This is a genomic window from Caballeronia sp. NK8, from assembly GCF_018408855.1.
Classification (GTDB): domain Bacteria; phylum Pseudomonadota; class Gammaproteobacteria; order Burkholderiales; family Burkholderiaceae; genus Caballeronia.
This window is the reverse complement of the sequence record NZ_AP024325.1, coordinates 1,363,185-1,381,066: the sequence shown is the minus strand read 5'-3', so window position 1 is coordinate 1,381,066 and position 17,882 is coordinate 1,363,185. Positions and strand designations below refer to the sequence as shown.

Annotated in this window: 15 protein-coding genes and 4 pseudogenes; 11 read left to right on the top strand and 8 right to left on the bottom strand. The window is 58.7% G+C overall.

The features are described 5' to 3' along the window. Positions 1-160 precede the first annotated feature (160 nt). Positions 161-1,345: a porin gene (locus NK8_RS31650; protein WP_213232171.1), complete on the top strand. Its 1,185-nt coding sequence runs from the start codon at positions 161-163 to the stop codon at positions 1,343-1,345. 28 nt (positions 1,346-1,373) lie between these two features. Further along, the gene (locus NK8_RS31645) at positions 1,374-2,387 is read left to right on the top strand and encodes a TRAP transporter substrate-binding protein (RefSeq protein WP_213232169.1); all 1,014 of its coding nucleotides are present in this window, start codon (positions 1,374-1,376) and stop codon (positions 2,385-2,387) included. A gap of 437 nt (positions 2,388-2,824) precedes the next feature. Here the strand turns inward: NK8_RS31645 and NK8_RS31640 are convergent, their stop codons facing one another. Next, positions 2,825-3,253, bottom strand: coding sequence for an HU family DNA-binding protein (locus NK8_RS31640; protein ID WP_213232167.1), 429 nt, complete (start codon positions 3,251-3,253; stop codon positions 2,825-2,827). 194 nt (positions 3,254-3,447) lie between these two features. On the opposite strand from NK8_RS31640, the pseudogene tnpB reads away from it, so the two are divergent. The 5 genes and pseudogenes from tnpB to NK8_RS43455 form a co-directional block, all read left to right on the top strand. Further along, positions 3,448-3,585: pseudogene (gene tnpB / locus NK8_RS31635) on the top strand (IS66 family insertion sequence element accessory protein TnpB); the annotation flags it as partial. Between the two features lie 93 nt (positions 3,586-3,678). Then, positions 3,679-4,251: pseudogene (locus NK8_RS31630) on the top strand (IS30 family transposase); the annotation flags it as partial. Then, positions 4,193-5,367: pseudogene (locus NK8_RS31625) on the top strand (IS3 family transposase). The pseudogenes NK8_RS31630 and NK8_RS31625, both read left to right, overlap by 59 nt. A gap of 173 nt (positions 5,368-5,540) precedes the next feature. Further along, positions 5,541-5,924, top strand: a pseudogene (locus NK8_RS43460) (H-NS histone family protein); the annotation flags it as partial. Between the two features lie 35 nt (positions 5,925-5,959). Further along, complete coding sequence (locus NK8_RS43455) at positions 5,960-6,367, top strand: hypothetical protein (RefSeq protein ID WP_301549913.1); 408 nt, start codon at positions 5,960-5,962, stop codon at positions 6,365-6,367. A 544-nt stretch (positions 6,368-6,911) separates the two neighbouring features. Here the strand turns inward: NK8_RS43455 and NK8_RS31610 are convergent. The 5 genes from NK8_RS31610 to NK8_RS31590 form a co-directional block, all read right to left on the bottom strand. Next, complete coding sequence (locus NK8_RS31610; RefSeq protein ID WP_213232161.1) at positions 6,912-7,529, bottom strand: hypothetical protein; 618 nt, start codon at positions 7,527-7,529, stop codon at positions 6,912-6,914. Positions 7,530-8,390: 861 nt separating this feature from the next. Continuing rightward, a complete protein-coding gene (locus NK8_RS31605) occupies positions 8,391-8,855 on the bottom strand; it encodes a hypothetical protein (protein ID WP_213232159.1) in 465 nt (154 codons plus the stop codon). Between the two features lie 743 nt (positions 8,856-9,598). Continuing rightward, on the bottom strand, positions 9,599-10,204 hold the full coding sequence (locus NK8_RS31600) for a hypothetical protein (RefSeq protein ID WP_213232157.1): 606 nt from the start codon (positions 10,202-10,204) through the stop codon (positions 9,599-9,601). Positions 10,205-10,408: 204 nt separating this feature from the next. After that, complete coding sequence (locus tag NK8_RS31595) at positions 10,409-11,221, bottom strand: hypothetical protein (protein ID WP_213232155.1); 813 nt, start codon at positions 11,219-11,221, stop codon at positions 10,409-10,411. Between the two features lie 565 nt (positions 11,222-11,786). Beyond that, positions 11,787-12,383, bottom strand: a complete 597-nt coding sequence (locus tag NK8_RS31590) for a hypothetical protein (protein WP_213232154.1) — start codon at positions 12,381-12,383, stop codon at positions 11,787-11,789. 561 nt (positions 12,384-12,944) lie between these two features. On the opposite strand from NK8_RS31590, the gene NK8_RS31585 reads away from it, so the two are divergent. After that, positions 12,945-13,307 (top strand): hypothetical protein, encoded by a 363-nt coding sequence (locus tag NK8_RS31585; protein WP_225936440.1) that lies wholly within the window; start codon positions 12,945-12,947, stop codon positions 13,305-13,307. An 88-nt stretch (positions 13,308-13,395) separates the two neighbouring features. Further along, positions 13,396-13,713: an HNH endonuclease gene (locus NK8_RS31580; protein ID WP_213232150.1), complete on the top strand. Its 318-nt coding sequence runs from the start codon at positions 13,396-13,398 to the stop codon at positions 13,711-13,713. Positions 13,714-13,722: 9 nt separating this feature from the next. Here the strand turns inward: NK8_RS31580 and NK8_RS31575 are convergent, their stop codons facing one another. Beyond that, positions 13,723-14,001 (bottom strand): hypothetical protein, encoded by a 279-nt coding sequence (locus tag NK8_RS31575; protein WP_162070488.1) that lies wholly within the window; start codon positions 13,999-14,001, stop codon positions 13,723-13,725. Between the two features lie 500 nt (positions 14,002-14,501). On the opposite strand from NK8_RS31575, the gene NK8_RS31570 reads away from it, so the two are divergent. Then, on the top strand, positions 14,502-15,560 hold the full coding sequence (locus NK8_RS31570) for an NAD(P)-dependent alcohol dehydrogenase (RefSeq protein ID WP_213232148.1): 1,059 nt from the start codon (positions 14,502-14,504) through the stop codon (positions 15,558-15,560). Positions 15,561-15,569: 9 nt separating this feature from the next. On the opposite strand, the gene NK8_RS31565 is transcribed toward NK8_RS31570, so the two are convergent. Next, entirely contained in the window at positions 15,570-16,466 is an 897-nt protein-coding gene (locus tag NK8_RS31565) for a LysR family transcriptional regulator (protein WP_213232147.1), read from the bottom strand. A gap of 100 nt (positions 16,467-16,566) precedes the next feature. Here NK8_RS31565 and NK8_RS31560 point away from each other — a divergent pair, with 100 nt between their 5' ends. Then, complete coding sequence (locus tag NK8_RS31560) at positions 16,567-17,871, top strand: CitMHS family transporter (RefSeq protein WP_213232145.1); 1,305 nt, start codon at positions 16,567-16,569, stop codon at positions 17,869-17,871. The last annotated feature ends 11 nt before the right edge of the window (positions 17,872-17,882 follow it).

Sequence of the window (17,882 nt, the reverse complement as noted above, 5' to 3'; positions counted from 1 at the left end):
ACCGACATGACGGCACCGCGCCGTCAGGATTCGCAGATACGCAAGAACGCCCCAAAGAAGCCAAAGAACCGTCCACCGAAAAAACATAGCGTCTCTAGACTTGCTCTTCACGAAAACAAGGTGGCGGAATCGGCATCCGCACACCGCACAGGAGACGCGCATGAAAAGGCTGGCGCCGGTGGTCGCCATGGCGGCGAGCACGCTGTCGTGTATCGTCCATGCACAGGGCAGCGTGACGCTGTATGGCGTGGTCGATGAAGGCATCAACTACAACAGCAACTCGGGAGGTCATCCTTCGTACGCGATGCAATCAGGCGTCGCACAGGGCAACCGGTTCGGATTGCGCGGAAGCGAAGGATTGGGCGCCGGATGGCAATCGGTCTTCGTTCTCGAGAACGGTTTCGATGTGAGCAACGGCAAGCTCGCGCAGGGCGGCTTGTTGTTCGGACGCCAGGCCTATATCGGCGTGACGAATCCGTATGTGACGGTGACGCTTGGCCGGCAATACGACATCCAGACTGATTTCGTCGGCCCATTCGCCGCGTCGCGTCAATGGGCCGGTAACATAGGCGCGCACCCTGGAGACATGGATAACTTCATCAATACGGTCCGCACAAATAACTCGATCAAGGTCGTGAGCGCGTCGTTTGACGGAGTCACAATGGGGGGCATGTACAGCCTCGGTGGTGTAGCTGGCGACCCGATACGCAACCAGGCTTGGTCTCTCGGCGTGAGCTACGCAAACGGGCCGTTTTCCGCTGGCGCGGGCTATTTGAACGTGCGCGATCCGAACGTCAGCTATTTTGGCAATGCGACGTCGGGTACGGCTTCCGCGTCGGTCGCGAATTCCGTGTATCCGGTCTATAGCGGCTTTCTTTCTGCACATTCGTTCCAGGTGGCGAGCGCTGGACTCTCTTACAAGTTCGGCCCCGCGACGGCCAGCGCGGTCTATTCGTATGTCTCTTTCATCGGGCTGGGCGATTTGTCGGCCGGTCCAAACCCGCAGGGGTACACGGGGAGCGTGCATTTCAACAACGCGGACGCAAGCCTCAGCTATCTCATCGTTCCGCAGGTGCTGCTGGGCGCGGCCCTGGCTTATACGGACGGCAGCAGCGTCTCCGGGGCGAACGGCTCTCATGGCGGTGCGCGTTACAAGAGCGGTGCGATCACCGCGCAATACTATCTCTCGAAGCGCACCAGCGTCTACGTGCTCGGCATATATCAGGTGGCTTCGGGCGTCGATTCGCTCAATGAAGCCGCGCGGGCGTCCATCAACAATCAGCCGGCTGCGTCGACGAGCAATCGGCAAGCCGTCGTACGCATCGCCATGTTGCACAAGTTCTGAATGAGATCGGCTGAATCAGGAAACCATAATGAACCCTGGACACAACCCGATGCGGCGCGACGTGCTCAAGGCTCTTGCCTTCGCGAGCGTGGCGGCTGCGCGTCCCGCGTATTGCGCGATCGGCCCCGACTTCACCTACCGCCTCGGAATGAATCAGCCGGTGGGCAGCCCGGCACATGTCAGGATAGCGCAGATGGCAGAAGCGATAAATCAGGAGTCGGACGGCCGCTTGCGGATCGATGTCTATCCCAACAGCACGCTCGGCTCCGATAACGAGATGCTCACGGCCGTGCGCGCAGGCTCGCTCGACCTGTATCTCGCGGGAAACAACCTCGGGCCGGTTGCAGAGGTCTCGGAGTTGCCGTCACTGCCCTATGTGTTCGAGGACAACGCGCACGTATTCGAGGCCCTCGACGGCGAACTGGGCGATTACATCCGTCAGCAATTGGACCGCAATGGCCTGCATGCTTTCCGGTACTACATGCAGAACGGGTTTCATCAACTAACGAATATTGTGCGGCCGGTCAAAACCGCGGAGGATCTGCGTGGCATGATCATCCGTACGCCCGTCGAGCAGATGCCCGCAGACTTCTTCCGACTCTTCGGCGCGGTGCCCAAGGGCATCACCTTCAACAAAATGTACGCGTCGCTTCGGGATGGGGTGGCACAGGGACAGACGGACCCCATGGGCATCGTTGTGAGTCTTAGGCTCTATGAGGTGCAAAAGTATCTGAGCCTGACGAATCACTGGTGGTCGGGATTTCTGCTCGTCGCGAATCCCGACTCGTGGAAACAACTGCCGCGAGAGATGCAAGACATTGTCACGCGCAATCAAAAGCACTATGCGATATTGCAACGCGACGATGTCTATGAGATCGAGCGCACCGCCGCGGACTTTCTCGCAGCCAAGGGCATGCTGGTCAACGACGCGGATCAGCACAGCTTCCGGAGGGCCCTTGGGGGCTTCTATGAAAAGTGGCGCGGGGTCTATGGCGCGGAGGTCTGGTCAATTCTGCGACGTTACTCGGCAACACTCAACTGAACACTCGAATCCACACTTGACCGTCACTTACGAATCTTCGCCCGTACCCGGATGACGCTTAAGCATATCGATATCGCTCTTAGGCAATTGAGTGACGGCCAACCCCGTGTTCGGACTGAGAGCCCGGTGACCTTTTGGGGCCGAACTGGCTTCCAGTGCCCGTCTCAACCCGCGCTCCTTTCAGATCGATGGATCACTGGACAGCGCGGAGGGCCTGCTTATAGCGGAGAGGAGACTTCAGGAAGGCAGGGACGAAAGGACAGGAGCCTCTGCGCTGCCCGAAAAATCCACCCTCTCGACTGCCTCCCGCGTCGTTGAAAACCAATTGAAAGAGCTTGGCGGGAACTTGCACGCTGTTCCGAGGAACTTGTCTCTCCGTGTGCAACAGGTGTGAATAAGCCCGCGCGAAGCGGGCTCCTTGGGCAGCAGGGTTGTACTTACGCGGCTGCGTCTTTCAACTTCTTGAGCGCACGAACCTTCAACTTTACCGTTGCCGGCTTGGCGTCAAACCAACGCTCCTCTCCCGTGAACGGGTCCGTACCGAACCGCCGTTTCTTCGCCGGCACTTGATGCACGTTGATTTTCAGCAGGCCCGAGAGGGTGAACTCTCCAAGGCCTTTCTTGTGGACCGAGCCGAGAATCGTTTCTTCCAACGCAGCGAGAACAGCCTTTACTTGCTTCGGCTCAACCCCCGCTTGGGTGCCCAAGTGGGTGGTGAGCGACGACTTAGTGAACTGATCCTTCACCGGCTTGAGCGCGCCGGCAGTGGCGGCCACCTTCTTCGGTGCAGCGGCCATGTTCGAGGCCGCGGCCTTTTTGGCGGGTGCAGCGGTCTTCTTCGGTGCAGCAGCTTTCTTCGTTGCCATTGAGGCTCTCCTGGAAATGAACGCTGCTTAAGACGAAGCACCCCGGGCGTCAGCGCTCGGCACATGCGCCGTCGTAAGCTGCTGGCTAGCGTAGCAACGGTCGATGCAATGCGCAATTGGAAGACGCCTGAAAATTAGGGCTATTTCGCGTTTCTCTCCCAAAAAACAGCCTGGACGATGAACTGAAAGTCTATGTGCATCGTGACGCCGTCGACTTCCGCAAGAGCATCAACGGTCTCGCAGCCATCGTCGAGCAGTCAATGAAGCTCGATCCATTCGCGCGTGCGGTTTATGTGTTCAGCAATCAGCGGCGCGACCGCATCAAGATGCTGCTGTGGGACCGTACTAAAAGAGCCGGGCCGTGCTGCACAACGCAAGAGCTACATGTGGGCGCAGATGAACGGTATCCGACCGACCCGACCCAGCACGTGTCCCACGAAACTATCTATACGGCCATCTACGCCCAGCCGCGCGGCGAACTGCGCCGTCAGCTCATCGCCTGCCTGCGCCACGGCCACAGCACGCGCATGCCGCGCACACGGGGTGCAGACCGACGCGGGCAGATTCCCGACATGGTCAGCATTCATGTGCGGCCGCCTGAAATCGAGGACCGGCTGCTTCCCGGACATTGGGAGGGCGACTTCATCAAGGGCGCCAACAATGCGTCTTCAGTCGGAGTGCTGGTGGAACGGACCAGCCGCCTGGTGCTGCTGGCAAAGATGGAAGATGCCACGGCTGCTTCCGCGCTGGCAGGCTTCTCTACCAAACTCAATTCGATTGCCGAGCCATTACGGCAGAGCTTCACCTACGACCAAGGCAAGGAAATGTCGCGACATGCAGAGCTCACCGCCGCTACCGGTGTGAAGGTGTACTTCTGCGACCCGCACAGCCCATGGCAACGCGGCACTTGTGAAAACACCAACGGACTGCTGCGCCAGTATCTGCCAAAAGGCACCGACCTTTCGGTCTACAGTCAGGACGAACTTGACGCCATTGCCGACAGTCTGAACAGCAGGCGTCGCACGCCGGCGCGGCGTCAACGCCAACCAGGTGTTCGGCTGGCGCAAGCAATACCAGGAAGGCAGTCTGGCTGCAGTGAAGGCAGGTGAATCTGTTGTGCCCGCATCCGAGCTGGCCGCCGCCATCAAGGAAATCAAGGAACTGCAACGACTACTCGGGAAAAAGACAATGGAAGTCGAAATCCTGAAAGAAGCCGTGGAATGGAGACGCTCAAAAAACCTGATTGCGCGCTCGCCCTTGCTGCCAGGGGACGACCATTGAAGACGGTCTGCAAAGTTCTCGGCGTGGCGCGCTCTGGTGTAGCAGCGAAACAGGCTCGCTCGCCGGATTGGCAAGATGGTCGTAGCGCCAAACCGACTGACGACACTGAATTGGTCGAGGAAATCCAGACCCACGTAGCGCGCCTCCCAACCTACGGCTACCGACGCATCTGGGCACTGCTGCGCCGTAGTCGGGAACAGGCCAACGCGCCTTGCATCAATCACAAGCGCGTGTATCGGATTATGTGTGAGCACCAGTTGCTGCTGCGTCGCCCCGGCGTGCGGCGGGACAGTCGGCGGCACGACGGTCGCGTTGCCGTTGACCGTAGCAACACCCGCTGGTGCTCCGATGGCTTTGAGTTCCGGTGCGATGATGGCACGCCGCTGCGCGTCACGTTCGCGCTGGACTGCTGCGACCGGGAAGCGATTAGCTGGGCGGCGACGACCGGCGGCCATAGCGGTGACGTGGTGCGCGACGTGATGTTGGCCGCCGTTGAACAGCGCTTCGGCACCACGCGGGCTACACAGCTCATCGAATGGCTGTCAGACAACGGCTCGGCCTACATCGACCACCGCACACGCAGCTTCGCTCGTGAACTGGGGCTTGAGCCGCTGACCACGCCGGTCCGTTCGCCGCAAAGTAATGGCATGGCCGAATCGTTCGTGAAGACGATGAAACACAATTACGTCGCCTATATGGACAAGCCCGACGCACCAACGGCGCTCTCGCGTCTGGCTATTGCGTTTGAACACTACAATGAGCGCCACCCGCATAAAGCCCTGAAATACCGCTCGCCTCGCGAGTTCAGGCGCGCTGCGGTGCCATCAACCTAACGGTGTCCGTGTGTCCTGAGTTATAGGGGCAACTCCAGCTCGAAAGAGTTCGTATCACTCAAGGAAGAAGCGGCGTTCTCTCCACTGACTTTGACGACTGAATGTGGCATAGTGCGGCCATACTTCACTTTGAGGAGAAAGCATCGCCACGCTACAAGACTTACAAATGAGAATTGCTAAGCTGCAGGCTCAAGCTGAAGCGATTGCTAAAAAGGAGTCTTCAACTGTCTTGGCGAAGATTCACGAGCTTTTTACAAAAGCACGGCCTCACAACGGCAGATGTCGACGCTTTTCGAGGATCGCGAGGCAAGCGTCGGGTTGGGTCCGCTAAGACTTCGAGCAAGCATTCAGGCGCTGCAAAGTACGCGGACCCGAAGACTGGTGCGACCTGGAGTGGCCACGGACGCGCGCCAGCTTGGATCGCGACCGCCGAGGATCGTAGCAAGTTCCTGATCGATGGCGATAAGGTCGTGACCACATCGCCACCGAAGAAAGAGCCGAAGGCCGGCAACTATGCGCGTGGTCCACAAGAGCCGAAATATCGCGACCCACAGAGTGGTGCGACGTGGAGCGGCCGAGGAAAGGCGCCCGCATGGCTCGCGTCAGCGGCGGACCGTACAGCGTATCTGATCGAGGCGTCGGGTGGTGCAGCCTCTTCGGCATCGACGAAGCCTGCTGGGAAGAAAGCAACAGCGAAAAAAGCAACAGCGAAAAAAGCGGCGGCGAAGAAGGCGACGGCGAAAAAAGCGGTAGTCAAGACGGCATCGATTTAAAAGGCGGCAGCCAAGAAAGCAGACAGCAAAACAGCGGCGAAAAAGAAAGCGGTGGCCAAGAGGGTCGTGACCAAGAATGGCGCTGCAAAAAAGGAATCGGCAAAAACCGCGGGAACGGGGGCGAGCGAAGCATCGTCGACCACGACTCCGGTGAAAAAGGCAGCGAACAAAAAAGCGCCAGCGAAGAAGGTCGGTGCAAAGAAAGTGGCCGCGAAGAAAGTATCTGAAGCACCAGAGAGCGTACCGCTGGCATCCGCTCCGCAGCCGGAAGCCGGGGAGAGCGGTACGTCAGAATCGGCATGATCGACTGTAACTCGTCAGAAGGTAACTACGGGAGGGAAGGTCTTCTGTCCGTGTAATGGGAGGACCGACGTTCGTGCCGATGCAGCTGGTGAAACGCGCCGTCGTGCATGTCAGCGAGCGGATGACCGGCGCGATCAATACCGGCAGCAGTTGACGAGAACTGGGAGCCTCTCGGCATTACGAGATTCGCCGTTATTGCTTGATGTCTTAGCGCCGTAACTTGCTAAGGCTGGATGAGCTAGGACATCGAACGATCGTAAAGGCACCGGGGGAGGCCCGTGTCTTGGTTGGGGTTTCGCCAGCCGAAACGCATAAAATCGCAGATTGCTCTTGTCGACCGGAGACAACGGTATCAACATCGAGTTGAGCGCTTGCATGGCGCTCAGCCCTCGAAGTTTCTTGACCCGTCCTAGTGGCGGGTCTTTTCTGCGACCGGCGCGGTTTCATCTCGCCTGCGATAAAGGTCTCTCATTTCTGAATGAAAGTCGCCGCGGCGCGCAACACTTGCTTTAACTCGCCATTCATGAGTGCCTGTAGCGGGGTCACATTGCCGAGCGACGCGTTCGGTGACGTGAAGAAGTCCCATCGGCGCCAGCCGCTCTGGCCTGCAAGCAGCCTCACGATCTTCGATAAGTCCTTGCGATCAAGCTTGTCTACGAGGAAAAACGATGGATAGTATTGATCTCCCTTGAAGGTCACGCCAAAAATGCGGTCGGACGCGACCTCTTTACGGAGCTTGTGCTCTGTCATGCCCGAAGCTGAACAGAAATGGGATGCGTGAAGCAACTTGCCCTCGGCAACCAGGATGTGACGCGGTGTTGCCCGTCGTTTGCTCTGTTCGGATTCTTCATAGCGTTCGTCACGAATAGACCGGAGGTCCAGGTTCAACGCTGTTGACAGGCCAGCGACCTTCATAAGTCGGATTTTGAAGAGCCGTCCGATTTCTGCGTCTGTTAGCCTGAGAAGCGCGCGAGCCGCTTTGAAGTCGAATAAGACCGCCGAGACAGCGGCCATGCGAATCGTTCGCAGCACCTGTGCGTTATGTAGCGGGGAATCGTCGTTCGAATCACTTTTAAGCCGTGGCATCGTTGTTCCTTCGTAAGACGCTTATTTGCTGTCAGTCAGTACATAGACCCTAAGTAGGCCCGCATCGAGCATTTGACTCGCGACCAGCGCCTAGTTGTGCACGTCACTGGTGACAGGATGCCGCGAGCCTCCGCTGCAGTTTTAGCATCTGCGCTCGCTAGTGCGACAACTGAGGGGAAGGCGCCGACGCAGGGAACGCGTTAGGCAGGCGCAGGCACCGCGACCACGCGAAGCGCGCATGGTGCGCAAAAGGGCGTTGAACGCCTTCACGATTACCGAACATGACGACGCGCTAACGAACGAATTGTCTCTGGCGCTATTGCGCGGACTATTTTCCCAGGATGACTGGGCGTCGCATGACGCATGATAAGACCGCACCCGCTACTCAGGGGCGTCTACGAAAATGATGGACATTGGAGACTCCCGGTGCTGTAGGCGATAGATCCGCAATAGCCACCCACAGCGGGGAACAACGCGAGACCAGATTAGAATTCAGCTTGATATTGGTCTTTTGAGAGTGCGAAAGCTTTCGCACATATCGAGTCTAGTACATCGTCGGAAATCCGCAACCACCTACGCCGGCGCCGTTACCTCAAGAGGACGCGTCGAAGGCGCAATGTATGGCCTGTTAAAGATTTCGTAGCATCACCTGCCTCCGGAAGGGCCGTTGCGGCTTCTCTTGTCGGCGAAGAACGCACTCCGATCGGCACGTGGATCGTCGCCGGCCCCGCAGGTGGACAGTTTCGTTTGGCTCGTTTTATATTGGTGAGGTCGCAAACCGGCTCTCGGTCGATCGGTCGACATCCAATGCTCGAGCACGATTTCCAGTGCCTACGCGACAAGGCCATTCCGTCGCCAGCATTAGCGCAGGTTGTATTTGGTGCGCCATGAGTCGAATGTTGCGTTTTTTTCGCCGATCGATTGTTTCTGGAAGAGTGGGTCGTTGAGAACTTCTTCCAGGCAACGAAGGAATGCGGGGATTTCAGGCATCCCCATCAAACTCTTGTCGATGTATGCTTTCGCTGGCTTTGTGAAGCTGCTTCCGACACTGACCAGTGCGTGTTGCAGACGAGTTTCGTCAGTGACCAGTAGGTCCGGAGGCGTGTTCGTTGCTGCGATTTCACAGATGGCTCGATGCACCCAACCGCTCGCTGGTGCGTCAAAGATATGAAGGCACAAACATCGCGGGTGTGGGATTTCGCAAACGAACAACCAACTTGCGGTCGGAATGCCCACGACCTTACCCGGGTAGGTTGCGATGAACCATGCTCGACTGTCATCACTTAGCCGAGTCTCGTCCCACTCCATATAAGGAATATTGAACATGCATTCCTCAGCTCAACAACGACGTCGTTCCTTGACTCATCAACGCTGAGTCAATTCAGGGGGCTGAATGTCCAGCGTTGGGTGCATCACCTCGCTGGCTGTTGCACCGGTCATTCGTGCAACGAGCGCTGGCTTCAGAGATTATCCGGAACAAGGGCGCACTCCGGGTACTATCGACCGGTACAGGGACGAGCAAAGAAGGAGGGCGAGTTCCGGATGGTCAGCAATTCGCGAAACCCTGTAGTGCTGAATCTTTCTTTGTCGTCGAAAATGTTTCGAATGGGCTCCGCTGACAGTCGATGACTCAATTAGTTGGACGTCAAAGTCGTTGCAGCAGCCATTTCCAATGCGCGAATAGTAGCGTCATGGGATCGCACGGTCTATATCGCAAAAGTTATTCTTGTTTTGCGAGTAAGGCCCAATTTCACGGTTTGACAAATAATGGGACGAAAGCAAGGATTCTCGTCAGAGGACGCCGTCGACGGATTGGATCGTCTGAAGCGGACTTTTCTCGCGGTCGCGATGCGAACTGAGTTTGAGTGCGGTCTGGTTGAAGACGGCGATCGGGAGAAAATGCCCTCGTTGCCAACCACGAGATCAGACCAAAGCAAACGTGGGCCAGCGACGACGTTGCGAAGGATGGCGACCATCCGCAACCGGACACTGAGTCATTCCCCGCTCATCTTGCGCGTCCGACGCGCAGCCGTGCGGCCTGGACACAGGCCTCCAGACTGAAAACTGCGTTAACGCTTTGTTACACACATCGCTAAAGCGTCCTTCATACGTTCGCTTCGGTAGCACCGCGCATTCTGAGTTCCTAGCAGCACCATCTCCTCTCCCGTCTCGGCTTGCTCGAGGCATGTCATGATGAGAAGAGCATGCTTGCCGCATTGCACATCGGGCACCTGCGCGAAATGCAATTCAGCGATGTGCCCGGTTCGGTCGAGTTCCTCGCATATCCACTGCAACGCTGCGACGCTAGTTCTCGGACGAGCGGACTTCGGGAGCTCCACCCGCATCTCTGCCATGGCTTCATAGAACCGATTGCAATAAAGCACAAGGTAGACCTCGTGCGAAATTTCCTCTGCGGAGTTGCCATCAGTATCCATAGCACGCCGCCAATTGGGATACTGGAGGGAGATTGCTTCGGCCACCGCTTCGAGGTCGACGTCACGCCAGAAGCGCGGATTTGGCTTGTACACATACTCCAGCGCCATTTCCCAAATCCCTGCTGTCATGTCTCGGTCCCTCAGACCGCAGTCCACCAAGAAGGCCACTGCGGTATTAGCAACGTCATTGCACACGTTCGCTGAGTTTTCGAGGAAGGAGGTGTTGTCTTTGATGCCCATATCTTTCAAACCAGGTGGATGAGAGGCAGCAGCATGTGCCTCGGAGATAAAGTATATGTACGCGGACCGACCATGCTTTCCCACAAGTTCGCGTCTGGCTAGGTTATCCCCGTGAGTTTGCGGCAGCGCATTTGAAGAGGTGATCTCCTGCTAATGGTTCTACGCCAACGCTCCAGCCGTGAACGACGAGGCTTGTCGCGCCATTCAGTCGAAGACGATTTCTGGTTGCGTCGGACTTTGACGTTGCGGTCGCTTAATGCCGCCAGCAACGTGCTTCGTACGACGCTTCGCTCTGTTCCGCTCCGCCATACATTTGCGTCGATAACCTCGAGCGATGCATGTTCCAATTCGAACCCATTCATCACCGCAAGCCGCACTTTCGAGACAGTTCAACTCCATCAGCGCGCGCTCAGCGCAGCGCAGCCCGTCTTCCCTCGCGTAAGCCAATTTCCGCTTGCTGCCGCTTTTCTCGAGTTGCATGCAAATCCAGTCCGAGACGTCTTGAAGGGACATCGGACGTTCATCTGTTGGAAGATTCCTGATCATTTCGGCATTGGCTTCATCGAACGCGCGCCCGCTCAGGTCGATTCTGACTTGCCGCAGGACTCTCGTGTTAGGGATATTGTCTTCAATTGACAATGCCTCACGACAGTTTGGGAATCGCTGCGCTATGGCCTGGATCAGAGCCCGGAGGTCAATCGTGCGCCAATACATTGCCGTAGGTTGGTAGGCATACTCGACCGCAAGGTACAGATGTTCGAGTCGAATGTCGGTACCTTTCAGCCCACAGTCTACGAGGAAGGAAACTACCCTATCTGCAACTTTGTTGGGCTTTTTTCGGGTATGACGCTGCGGCTCTTGAAGGTCTACCACGTTGGTCATTGCCATGCTTGTGTCGCTACGCCTGGTTCCAGTTCCAGCAGCAGAACAAGTCCATTCAGTCAAATCTTGGTCTCTCAGTCCGTAGGAATTTTTGGAAGCTGCTGCGGCTTTAACAGACTTGTCTATGATGCTCATTTCTTGGAAATCCGGTCGTGAAGGATGCGTACTGTGACGCGGAGACATAGTATATGTATGCGGACCGGCCATGTTTCGACCTAGATTCGCATCTGGCTTAGTCGACCCGAGGAGTTTGCGGCCGGACGTCCAAAAATACGTTCACTTGACGAGTCTTTTTCTAAACTGCCTCGATGTAGAGAAGAAGTGGAAGATCTCTCCAAAATAGCCTACCGCCATGATAGAAGCCAGCGTCATCAGAAAGTTGACGCTGCAACTTCGAGCAGCAAAGTGAGGACGCGTCCGCCGGTCCGACCTCGTGAGAAAGCGGAACGATCGCGACGAACTGACTGATTCCCTCAACAGCGTTTATTTTTCGATGCTGCAGTGGTGTACCACCTGACTGGACATCATCTAAAGGAAGACTGTCTCCGGGCACGTGCGAGTCACTTGGCTCGGTGGTGCAAGGATTAAACGCGCGCGATAGTGGATCGCGCGAGTTGAGGCGAATGCTCGTACAGGCGCACCCATGGGTGCACGGTCGTCGGCTAGGGCGACTTGAAGCGGCCCTCGGAACGCGCGACATTCACGCCTCAGTAAGGACGGCTCGGCGCTTGGCGATGCACTGGTCTCGGATTTGGCGAACGAACTGCGTGAAAGGGCTCGAGTATTCAACGCCCGCCGCAGCCTGTTCAAGACAATGCACAACCTCGAGCGCTTGCTCACCGCAATCCAGACCTATCAGTCGAGCACATTTCAGCTGGTCTCCGAGCCCCTCGTTCGAGAGCTTCATGCAAATCCACTCCAACGCGTCCTCAGCAGTCTCCGGGCGAGCCGTCGGCGGCAGGGTCATCAGCAATTCCGCGTTCGCCTCATCAAATGCGTTTCGTTTCAGAATCTTCTTGACCTTACGCAGCACGTTTGTCGCACTTTGTTCGCGTCGAAGGACCGCGGAGGTCCAGGAAGGGTACTGCGTAGAAACAGCTTCGACGACTGGTTGGAATTTGAAGTCGCGCCAGAATCGCGGAAGGGGCTTGTATGCGTGTGCGAGAGCGGCGAGGAATTCGCCGCTAATGACATCGGTATCCTTCAGCCCGCAGTCGACCATGTACGCGACGACGGCGTCTGCGACGCCGTGGTAGATGTTAGACGAGAGTCGCTGATTTCGCTCTTCGTTGCTCATGCTATGTATATCCAGTTTAAGGTTGAAAAACTAACATCATGCGGTTGCAGTGACCACACTGCGCAGGGAAAGTTAACTGTTGATCGTTGATAGTGATAGTCGACCGACATGTCATATCTAGCCTTTCATATATGTTGAAACGCCCAAGTTGCAGACGACGGCAGGCGATGTGTCGTATAGCACTTATTGATCGATTTTGCGCCTGCGGAGGTATAGCTCGATGGAGCCTGCATGATTGTGTCTCGGGTCTGCGATAGTGATCTATGTGATACCAATCGTTATGCGCGTAGCTTGAAAATCCCTGCAGTAGCAGTGCAATTTGAGAGATGTGGTCATAGTTGACTTCTCGCGTAGCTCCTTGAAATCGCGGAGCCAGATCGACGTGAGCGTCCTGAACAGGCAATATTGGGATTCGGTACGCTCTTTTTTGAACAGGTATGAACTGCTTTGCATGGGCCAAAGTTTTTTGAACTTGGTGTCGACTTTTTTGCGCGTCATCACAAGCTCGAATTCACGACCCCGGAGGGACGCATCGCGCTCTCCATCAGCGACGTTCAATTCATGGCCTATGACGCAGGCGAACTCGCGTTGCAGTCGACGCGCGATTTCGTCGAGCGCATGCGGTCGATGGGTCTCGGCGAACTGGCTGAGCGCTATGCCGGTCTGCTCGCGCAGAACAAGGTCTCGGTGATGGAATTGCGTGAAGCGCGCGAGGATGCGGAAATGCTACTCGGGAGCAAGGACGAAGGCGGTGCAATTGCGGAGCAGATCATGCCGCGTCTGGAAGCATTGCGCGAGACCATCACGCGCACGCAAGCGGACATGCGCGCGAGCGTCGAGCGGCTGGCCGCGCTTTCGGCGGCGTGTCATCGCGCGTTGCATCAGGTGCCGGGTTATCGGCCGCCTGCGCGCAGTCAGCGATAAAAAACCTTCGGTATATTGAACAATCCGGCGATACGGCACGTCACCGAACACCGAAGCGTACACTCGAAAAGAACCAACGAGGATCGCGATGGCGAAGCGCATACCGGAGCCGTGGTATCACCCGCCGCAGGAAGAAGTCTGCGCGTTGTGCGGGCGCGCGGTGCCGTCCGCGGAGCGCGATCTGCATCATCTCGTGCCGAAGTCGCAGGGCGGCAGGCAGACGGCCGTGCTGCATCGCATCTGTCATCGGCAATTGCATGCGCTCTTTACCGAGAAGGAATTGGCGCAGTGCTATTCGTCCGTCGAGGCGCTGCTGGCGCACGAGGCGGTACGCAGTTTCGTCGATTGGGTACGCACCAAACCGGACGGGTTCTACCAACGCACACGGCGCGCGCGTTCGCGCTGAGCGCGCATCTTACTGCGCGCACGACGCCTCGCCCCGCTGCGCCATCATGCCGAAACGCTGCTGGATGAAATTCTCGACCACGAGATAAAGATCCGCCTCGCGCGGCCGCGTTCCCCAGCGGCTGTTCCCGGCCACCGACGCCACCGTGAACCACGAATGCGGCGGAAACAACTCGACGCGCAGCATGCCGCGTTCGAGGATCCTGAGACGCCCCGTATCGATATGAAACTCGGCGCTGATTGCGCCCCCCGGCATGTCGATGCTCACCGTGATCGCCTTCGCCTTCATGGTCTCGCTCTCTCAAAGTGGCGGCGCCGGGAACTTGCGTGCCGCACGGCGTCCCCGAATGAATCGGATGAAGGCGCCGGGCGCGCGAGCCGCCCGGCGCCGCGCGAAAAGATTCGTCGTCTCCGCGCGCATGACAACCTTAATGCGCCGGACGCCTGTCGAACAATCCTGCTTTGGCAGGGAGCCGACAGAGGGGCGCGATTGTCAAATTCTCCAGCGACGCGATCATGCGATCCTTTCGAAGGGCATAATCGCGCCGTCGTTTCGGCAGAGTTCTTCTGGTAGGCATACAGTACTGACGTTGCGCGTTGCCGCCGAAATACCGGCGACATCGGCAAGTCGCTCGCAACGCGTGCGGAGCATGACGGCGAACGTTCGCCGCCGCACACAACACAACCATCCTGCGTTTCATATCGGCCGCGCGTGTTCCCCACGGGAACAAGCGGTGAGCAAGCGCCGATCCCGTTCACGAGATTCGAATCAAAGAGGAAAGCACAATCATGCTGAAAGCGTATTCCTATGCAGCATCCGCATCCGACAAACCGCTCGGCCCGCTCGAAATCCAGCGCCGCGATGTCGGCCCGAACGACGTGCGAATCGACATTCTGTTCTGCGGCGTGTGTCACTCGGATCTGCACATGGCGAAGAACGAATGGGGCGGCTCGAACTATCCGGTCGTGCCGGGTCACGAGATCGTCGGGCGCGTCGTCGAGGTCGGCGCGGACGTGTCGAAGTTCAAGGTCGGCGATCTTGCGGGCGTCGGCTGCATGGTCGATTCATGCCGCGTGTGTGACTCCTGCAAGGAAGGACTGGAGCAGTTCTGCGATGGTCCCGCGAGTTTCACCCAGACCTACAACTCGCCGGATGCCAAGTCGGGCGGCGTGACGTACGGCGGCTATTCGACGGCCATCGTCGTCGACGAGGCGTTCACGCTGCGCATCCCGGAGAATCTGGAACTGGCGGCGGTCGCACCGTTGCTGTGCGCGGGCATCACGACTTACTCGCCGCTGCGCCACTGGAACGTGCAGAAGGGCCACAAGGTCGGCGTCGTGGGCCTGGGCGGTCTCGGTCACATGGGCGTGAAAATCGCCGCCGCGATGGGCGCGCATGTCGTGCTGTTCACGACATCGCCGGGCAAGATCGAGGACGCGAAGCGTCTCGGCGCGCATGAAGTCGTGATCTCGAAGGACCCGGATCAGATGGCGGCGCACGCCAACAGCCTCGACTTCATCCTGAACACGGTGGCCGCATCGCACGATCTCGATCAGTTCATGGCGCTGCTCAAGCGTGACGGCACGATGACGCTCGTCGGCGCGCCGGAGCATCCGCATCCGTCGCCTTCGGTGATGAACATGATCTTCAAGCGCCGCTCGCTCGCCGGATCGCTCATCGGCGGAATCGCGGAAACGCAGGAGATGCTCGATTTCTGCGGCAAGCACGGCATCACGTCGGACATCGAGATGATTCGCATGGACGAGATCAACAAGGCTTACGAGCGCATGTTGAAGAGCGACGTGAAGTATCGCTTCGTGATCGACATGGCGACGATGGAAAAGTAGGCGCGCGGTTCAGCGGGGCGCGTTCATCGTCGCGCGCATGCGTTCGACGAAGCGCTCCGTCACGGCGGGCAAGGTCCTGCCGCGCTTCTTCACGATGGCGATCGGCCGCACGAACGCCGGATGGTCGATCGCCTTCACCACGAGCCCCGGCTCCGCGCGCACCTCGCGCGCGGTTTCCGGCAGGATCGTCACGCCCAGACCGCCGCGCACCATCGCGACGGCGGTCATCATGTAAGTCGGTTCGCAGGCGATATCGAGCGCTTCGCGCGTTTCGCTGAGCGCCGCGTCGACGACCGCGCGCACGCTCGTGCCCGGAGCGGTGAGCACGAGCGGCGAGCGCGCGAGATCGGCTAAGCTCACGCGGCGCTTCCTCGCCAGCGCATGTTCCTTCGGACAGACGGCCACGAGCCGGTCCACGCCCGCGTGCAGCACTTCGAGCAAAGGATCGAGCACGTCGCCGCCAGTCAGGCCGATATCCGCTTCCTCGTTGCGCACGAGCGCATTCACGGTGCTCGCCACCACATCGCGAATCTGAAATACGACGCGCGGCACGTCGCGCTTCATGCCGATGATCAGTTCGGGCAACGCGCTCGCCGCGAAGGTCGGCAGGCACGCGATGCGGATCGTGCCGCTTTCTCCCTCGCCCATCGCGCGCGCATCGCGCAGCACGTTCTCCATGTCGCGCAAGGACTTGCGCAAGAGCGGCAGCAGTTCGCGCCCGGTCGGCGTGAGCGCGACGTTGCGGCTATTGCGGTCGAAAAGCCGCGCGCCGACCGCGTCTTCCAGCCGGCGTATCTGCACGGTGAGCGCGGGCTGCGAGAGATGCAGCCGTTCCGCCGCGCGCGTGAAGCTGCCCGCCTCGGCCACGGCGACGAGCGCGCGGATATCGCGAAGGTTCAGATCCATTATCGTTTGTGATAGCTGCGATCAAATCATTTCAATTGTGTTATCGCCGCTTCGAACTTACGCTGAACTCCATCAAAAGACAATATTCGGAGACACGTTCATGCTGCCGTTGCTCGGCCTCGCCACCATCGTCGTCCTGCTCGGGGCGATACTTTCCAAACGCATGTCGCCGCTCGTCGCGCTCATCATCGTGCCGATCGCCGCGTCGCTGATCGGCGGCTTCGGCTTGCAGACGAGCAAATTCGTCATCGACGGATTGAAGAGTCTCGCGCCCGTCGTCGGCATGTTCGTGTTCGCGATTCTCTATTTCGGCACCATTACCGACGCGGGCACGCTCGACCCGATCATCGACCGCATCCTGCGCGCGGTCGGCACGAAGCCCACGCGCATCGTGATGGGCACGACGCTGCTCGCGCTGCTGATCCATCTCGACGGCTCCGGCGCGGTCTGCTTTCTCGTGACGATTCCCGCCATGCTGCCGCTCTACGATCGCCTGAAGATGGACAGGCGCGTGCTGGCGGCGGCGGTGTCGATGGCGGCGGGCATCAACTTCCTGCCGTGGACCGGGCCGATGATCCGCGCGTCCGCTTCGCTGCATCTGCCGATTTCGGCGCTCTTCAATCCGCTGATTCCGGTGCAGGCGATCGGTCTCGCGTTCGTGTTCGGCATGGCCTGGTGGCTCGGCCGCCGCGAAGAAAAGCGGCTCGGCTATTCGAGCGCGAACGGCGCGATGCCCGTGCCGAAGCGCGAACTCACGCCCGAGGAACAGGCGCTGCGCCGCCCGAAGCACTTCTGGTTCAACATCGTGCTGACGATCGTCGTGCTCGGCACCATGGTCGTGATGGGCGAGAAGATTCCGCCCGCGATCATGTTCATGGTCGGCCTGTGTATCGCGCTGATGGTGAATTACCCGAACGTCGACATGCAGAGAAAACGCGTCGATGCCCACGCGCGCGCCGCGCTGATGATGGCCGGCATCCTGCTCGCGGCGGGCGTGTTCACCGGCATCATGCAGGGCAGCGGCATGCTCAAGGCGATGGCGCAGGCGGCGGTCGGCTTCGTGCCGCCCGCGATGGCCGGACATATTCCGGTCGTGCTCGGCCTCGTGTCGATGCCGCTTTCCATGCTCTTCGATCCCGATTCGTTTTACTTCGGCGTGCTGCCGGTGATCGCCGAAGTGGCGTCGCAACTCGGCGTGCCGGCGGTGCATGTCGGACAGGCCGCGCTGCTCGGCCAGATGACCACCGGCTTTCCCGTGAGCCCGCTCACGCCCGCGACGTTTCTCGTCGTCGGCCTGTGCGGCATCGATCTCGCGGATCATCAGAAGTTCACGTTCCCGCTGCTGTTCGGCGCATCGATCGTCATGACGATCGCGTGTGTCGTGCTCGGCGTGTTTCCGCTTTAATCAAGAACGGA

What these genes read in the sequence shown, in the direction of transcription:
- NK8_RS31650 (WP_213232171.1), top strand. Translation starts at nt 161, where the DNA reads ATGAAAAGGCTGGCGCCGGTGGTCGCCATGGCGGCGAGCACGCTGTCG.
- NK8_RS31575 (WP_162070488.1), bottom strand. Translation starts at nt 14,001, where the DNA reads ATGAAGGCGAAGGCGATCACGGTGAGCATCGACATGCCGGGGGGCGCA.
- NK8_RS31610 (WP_213232161.1), bottom strand. Translation starts at nt 7,529, where the DNA reads ATGCCACGGCTTAAAAGTGATTCGAACGACGATTCCCCGCTACATAAC.
- NK8_RS31595 (WP_213232155.1), bottom strand. Translation starts at nt 11,221, where the DNA reads ATGAGCATCATAGACAAGTCTGTTAAAGCCGCAGCAGCTTCCAAAAAT.
- NK8_RS31560 (WP_213232145.1), top strand. Translation starts at nt 16,567, where the DNA reads ATGCTGCCGTTGCTCGGCCTCGCCACCATCGTCGTCCTGCTCGGGGCG.
- NK8_RS31590 (WP_213232154.1), bottom strand. Translation starts at nt 12,383, where the DNA reads ATGAGCAACGAAGAGCGAAATCAGCGACTCTCGTCTAACATCTACCAC.
- NK8_RS31600 (WP_213232157.1), bottom strand. Translation starts at nt 10,204, where the DNA reads ATGGGCATCAAAGACAACACCTCCTTCCTCGAAAACTCAGCGAACGTG.
- NK8_RS43455 (WP_301549913.1), top strand. Translation starts at nt 5,960, where the DNA reads ATGGCTCGCGTCAGCGGCGGACCGTACAGCGTATCTGATCGAGGCGTC.
- NK8_RS31645 (WP_213232169.1), top strand. Translation starts at nt 1,374, where the DNA reads ATGAACCCTGGACACAACCCGATGCGGCGCGACGTGCTCAAGGCTCTT.
- NK8_RS31580 (WP_213232150.1), top strand. Translation starts at nt 13,396, where the DNA reads ATGGCGAAGCGCATACCGGAGCCGTGGTATCACCCGCCGCAGGAAGAA.
- NK8_RS31565 (WP_213232147.1), bottom strand. Translation starts at nt 16,466, where the DNA reads ATGGATCTGAACCTTCGCGATATCCGCGCGCTCGTCGCCGTGGCCGAG.
- NK8_RS31585 (WP_225936440.1), top strand. Translation starts at nt 12,945, where the DNA reads ATGGCCTATGACGCAGGCGAACTCGCGTTGCAGTCGACGCGCGATTTC.
- NK8_RS31570 (WP_213232148.1), top strand. Translation starts at nt 14,502, where the DNA reads ATGCTGAAAGCGTATTCCTATGCAGCATCCGCATCCGACAAACCGCTC.
- NK8_RS31605 (WP_213232159.1), bottom strand. Translation starts at nt 8,855, where the DNA reads ATGTTCAATATTCCTTATATGGAGTGGGACGAGACTCGGCTAAGTGAT.
- NK8_RS31640 (WP_213232167.1), bottom strand. Translation starts at nt 3,253, where the DNA reads ATGGCAACGAAGAAAGCTGCTGCACCGAAGAAGACCGCTGCACCCGCC.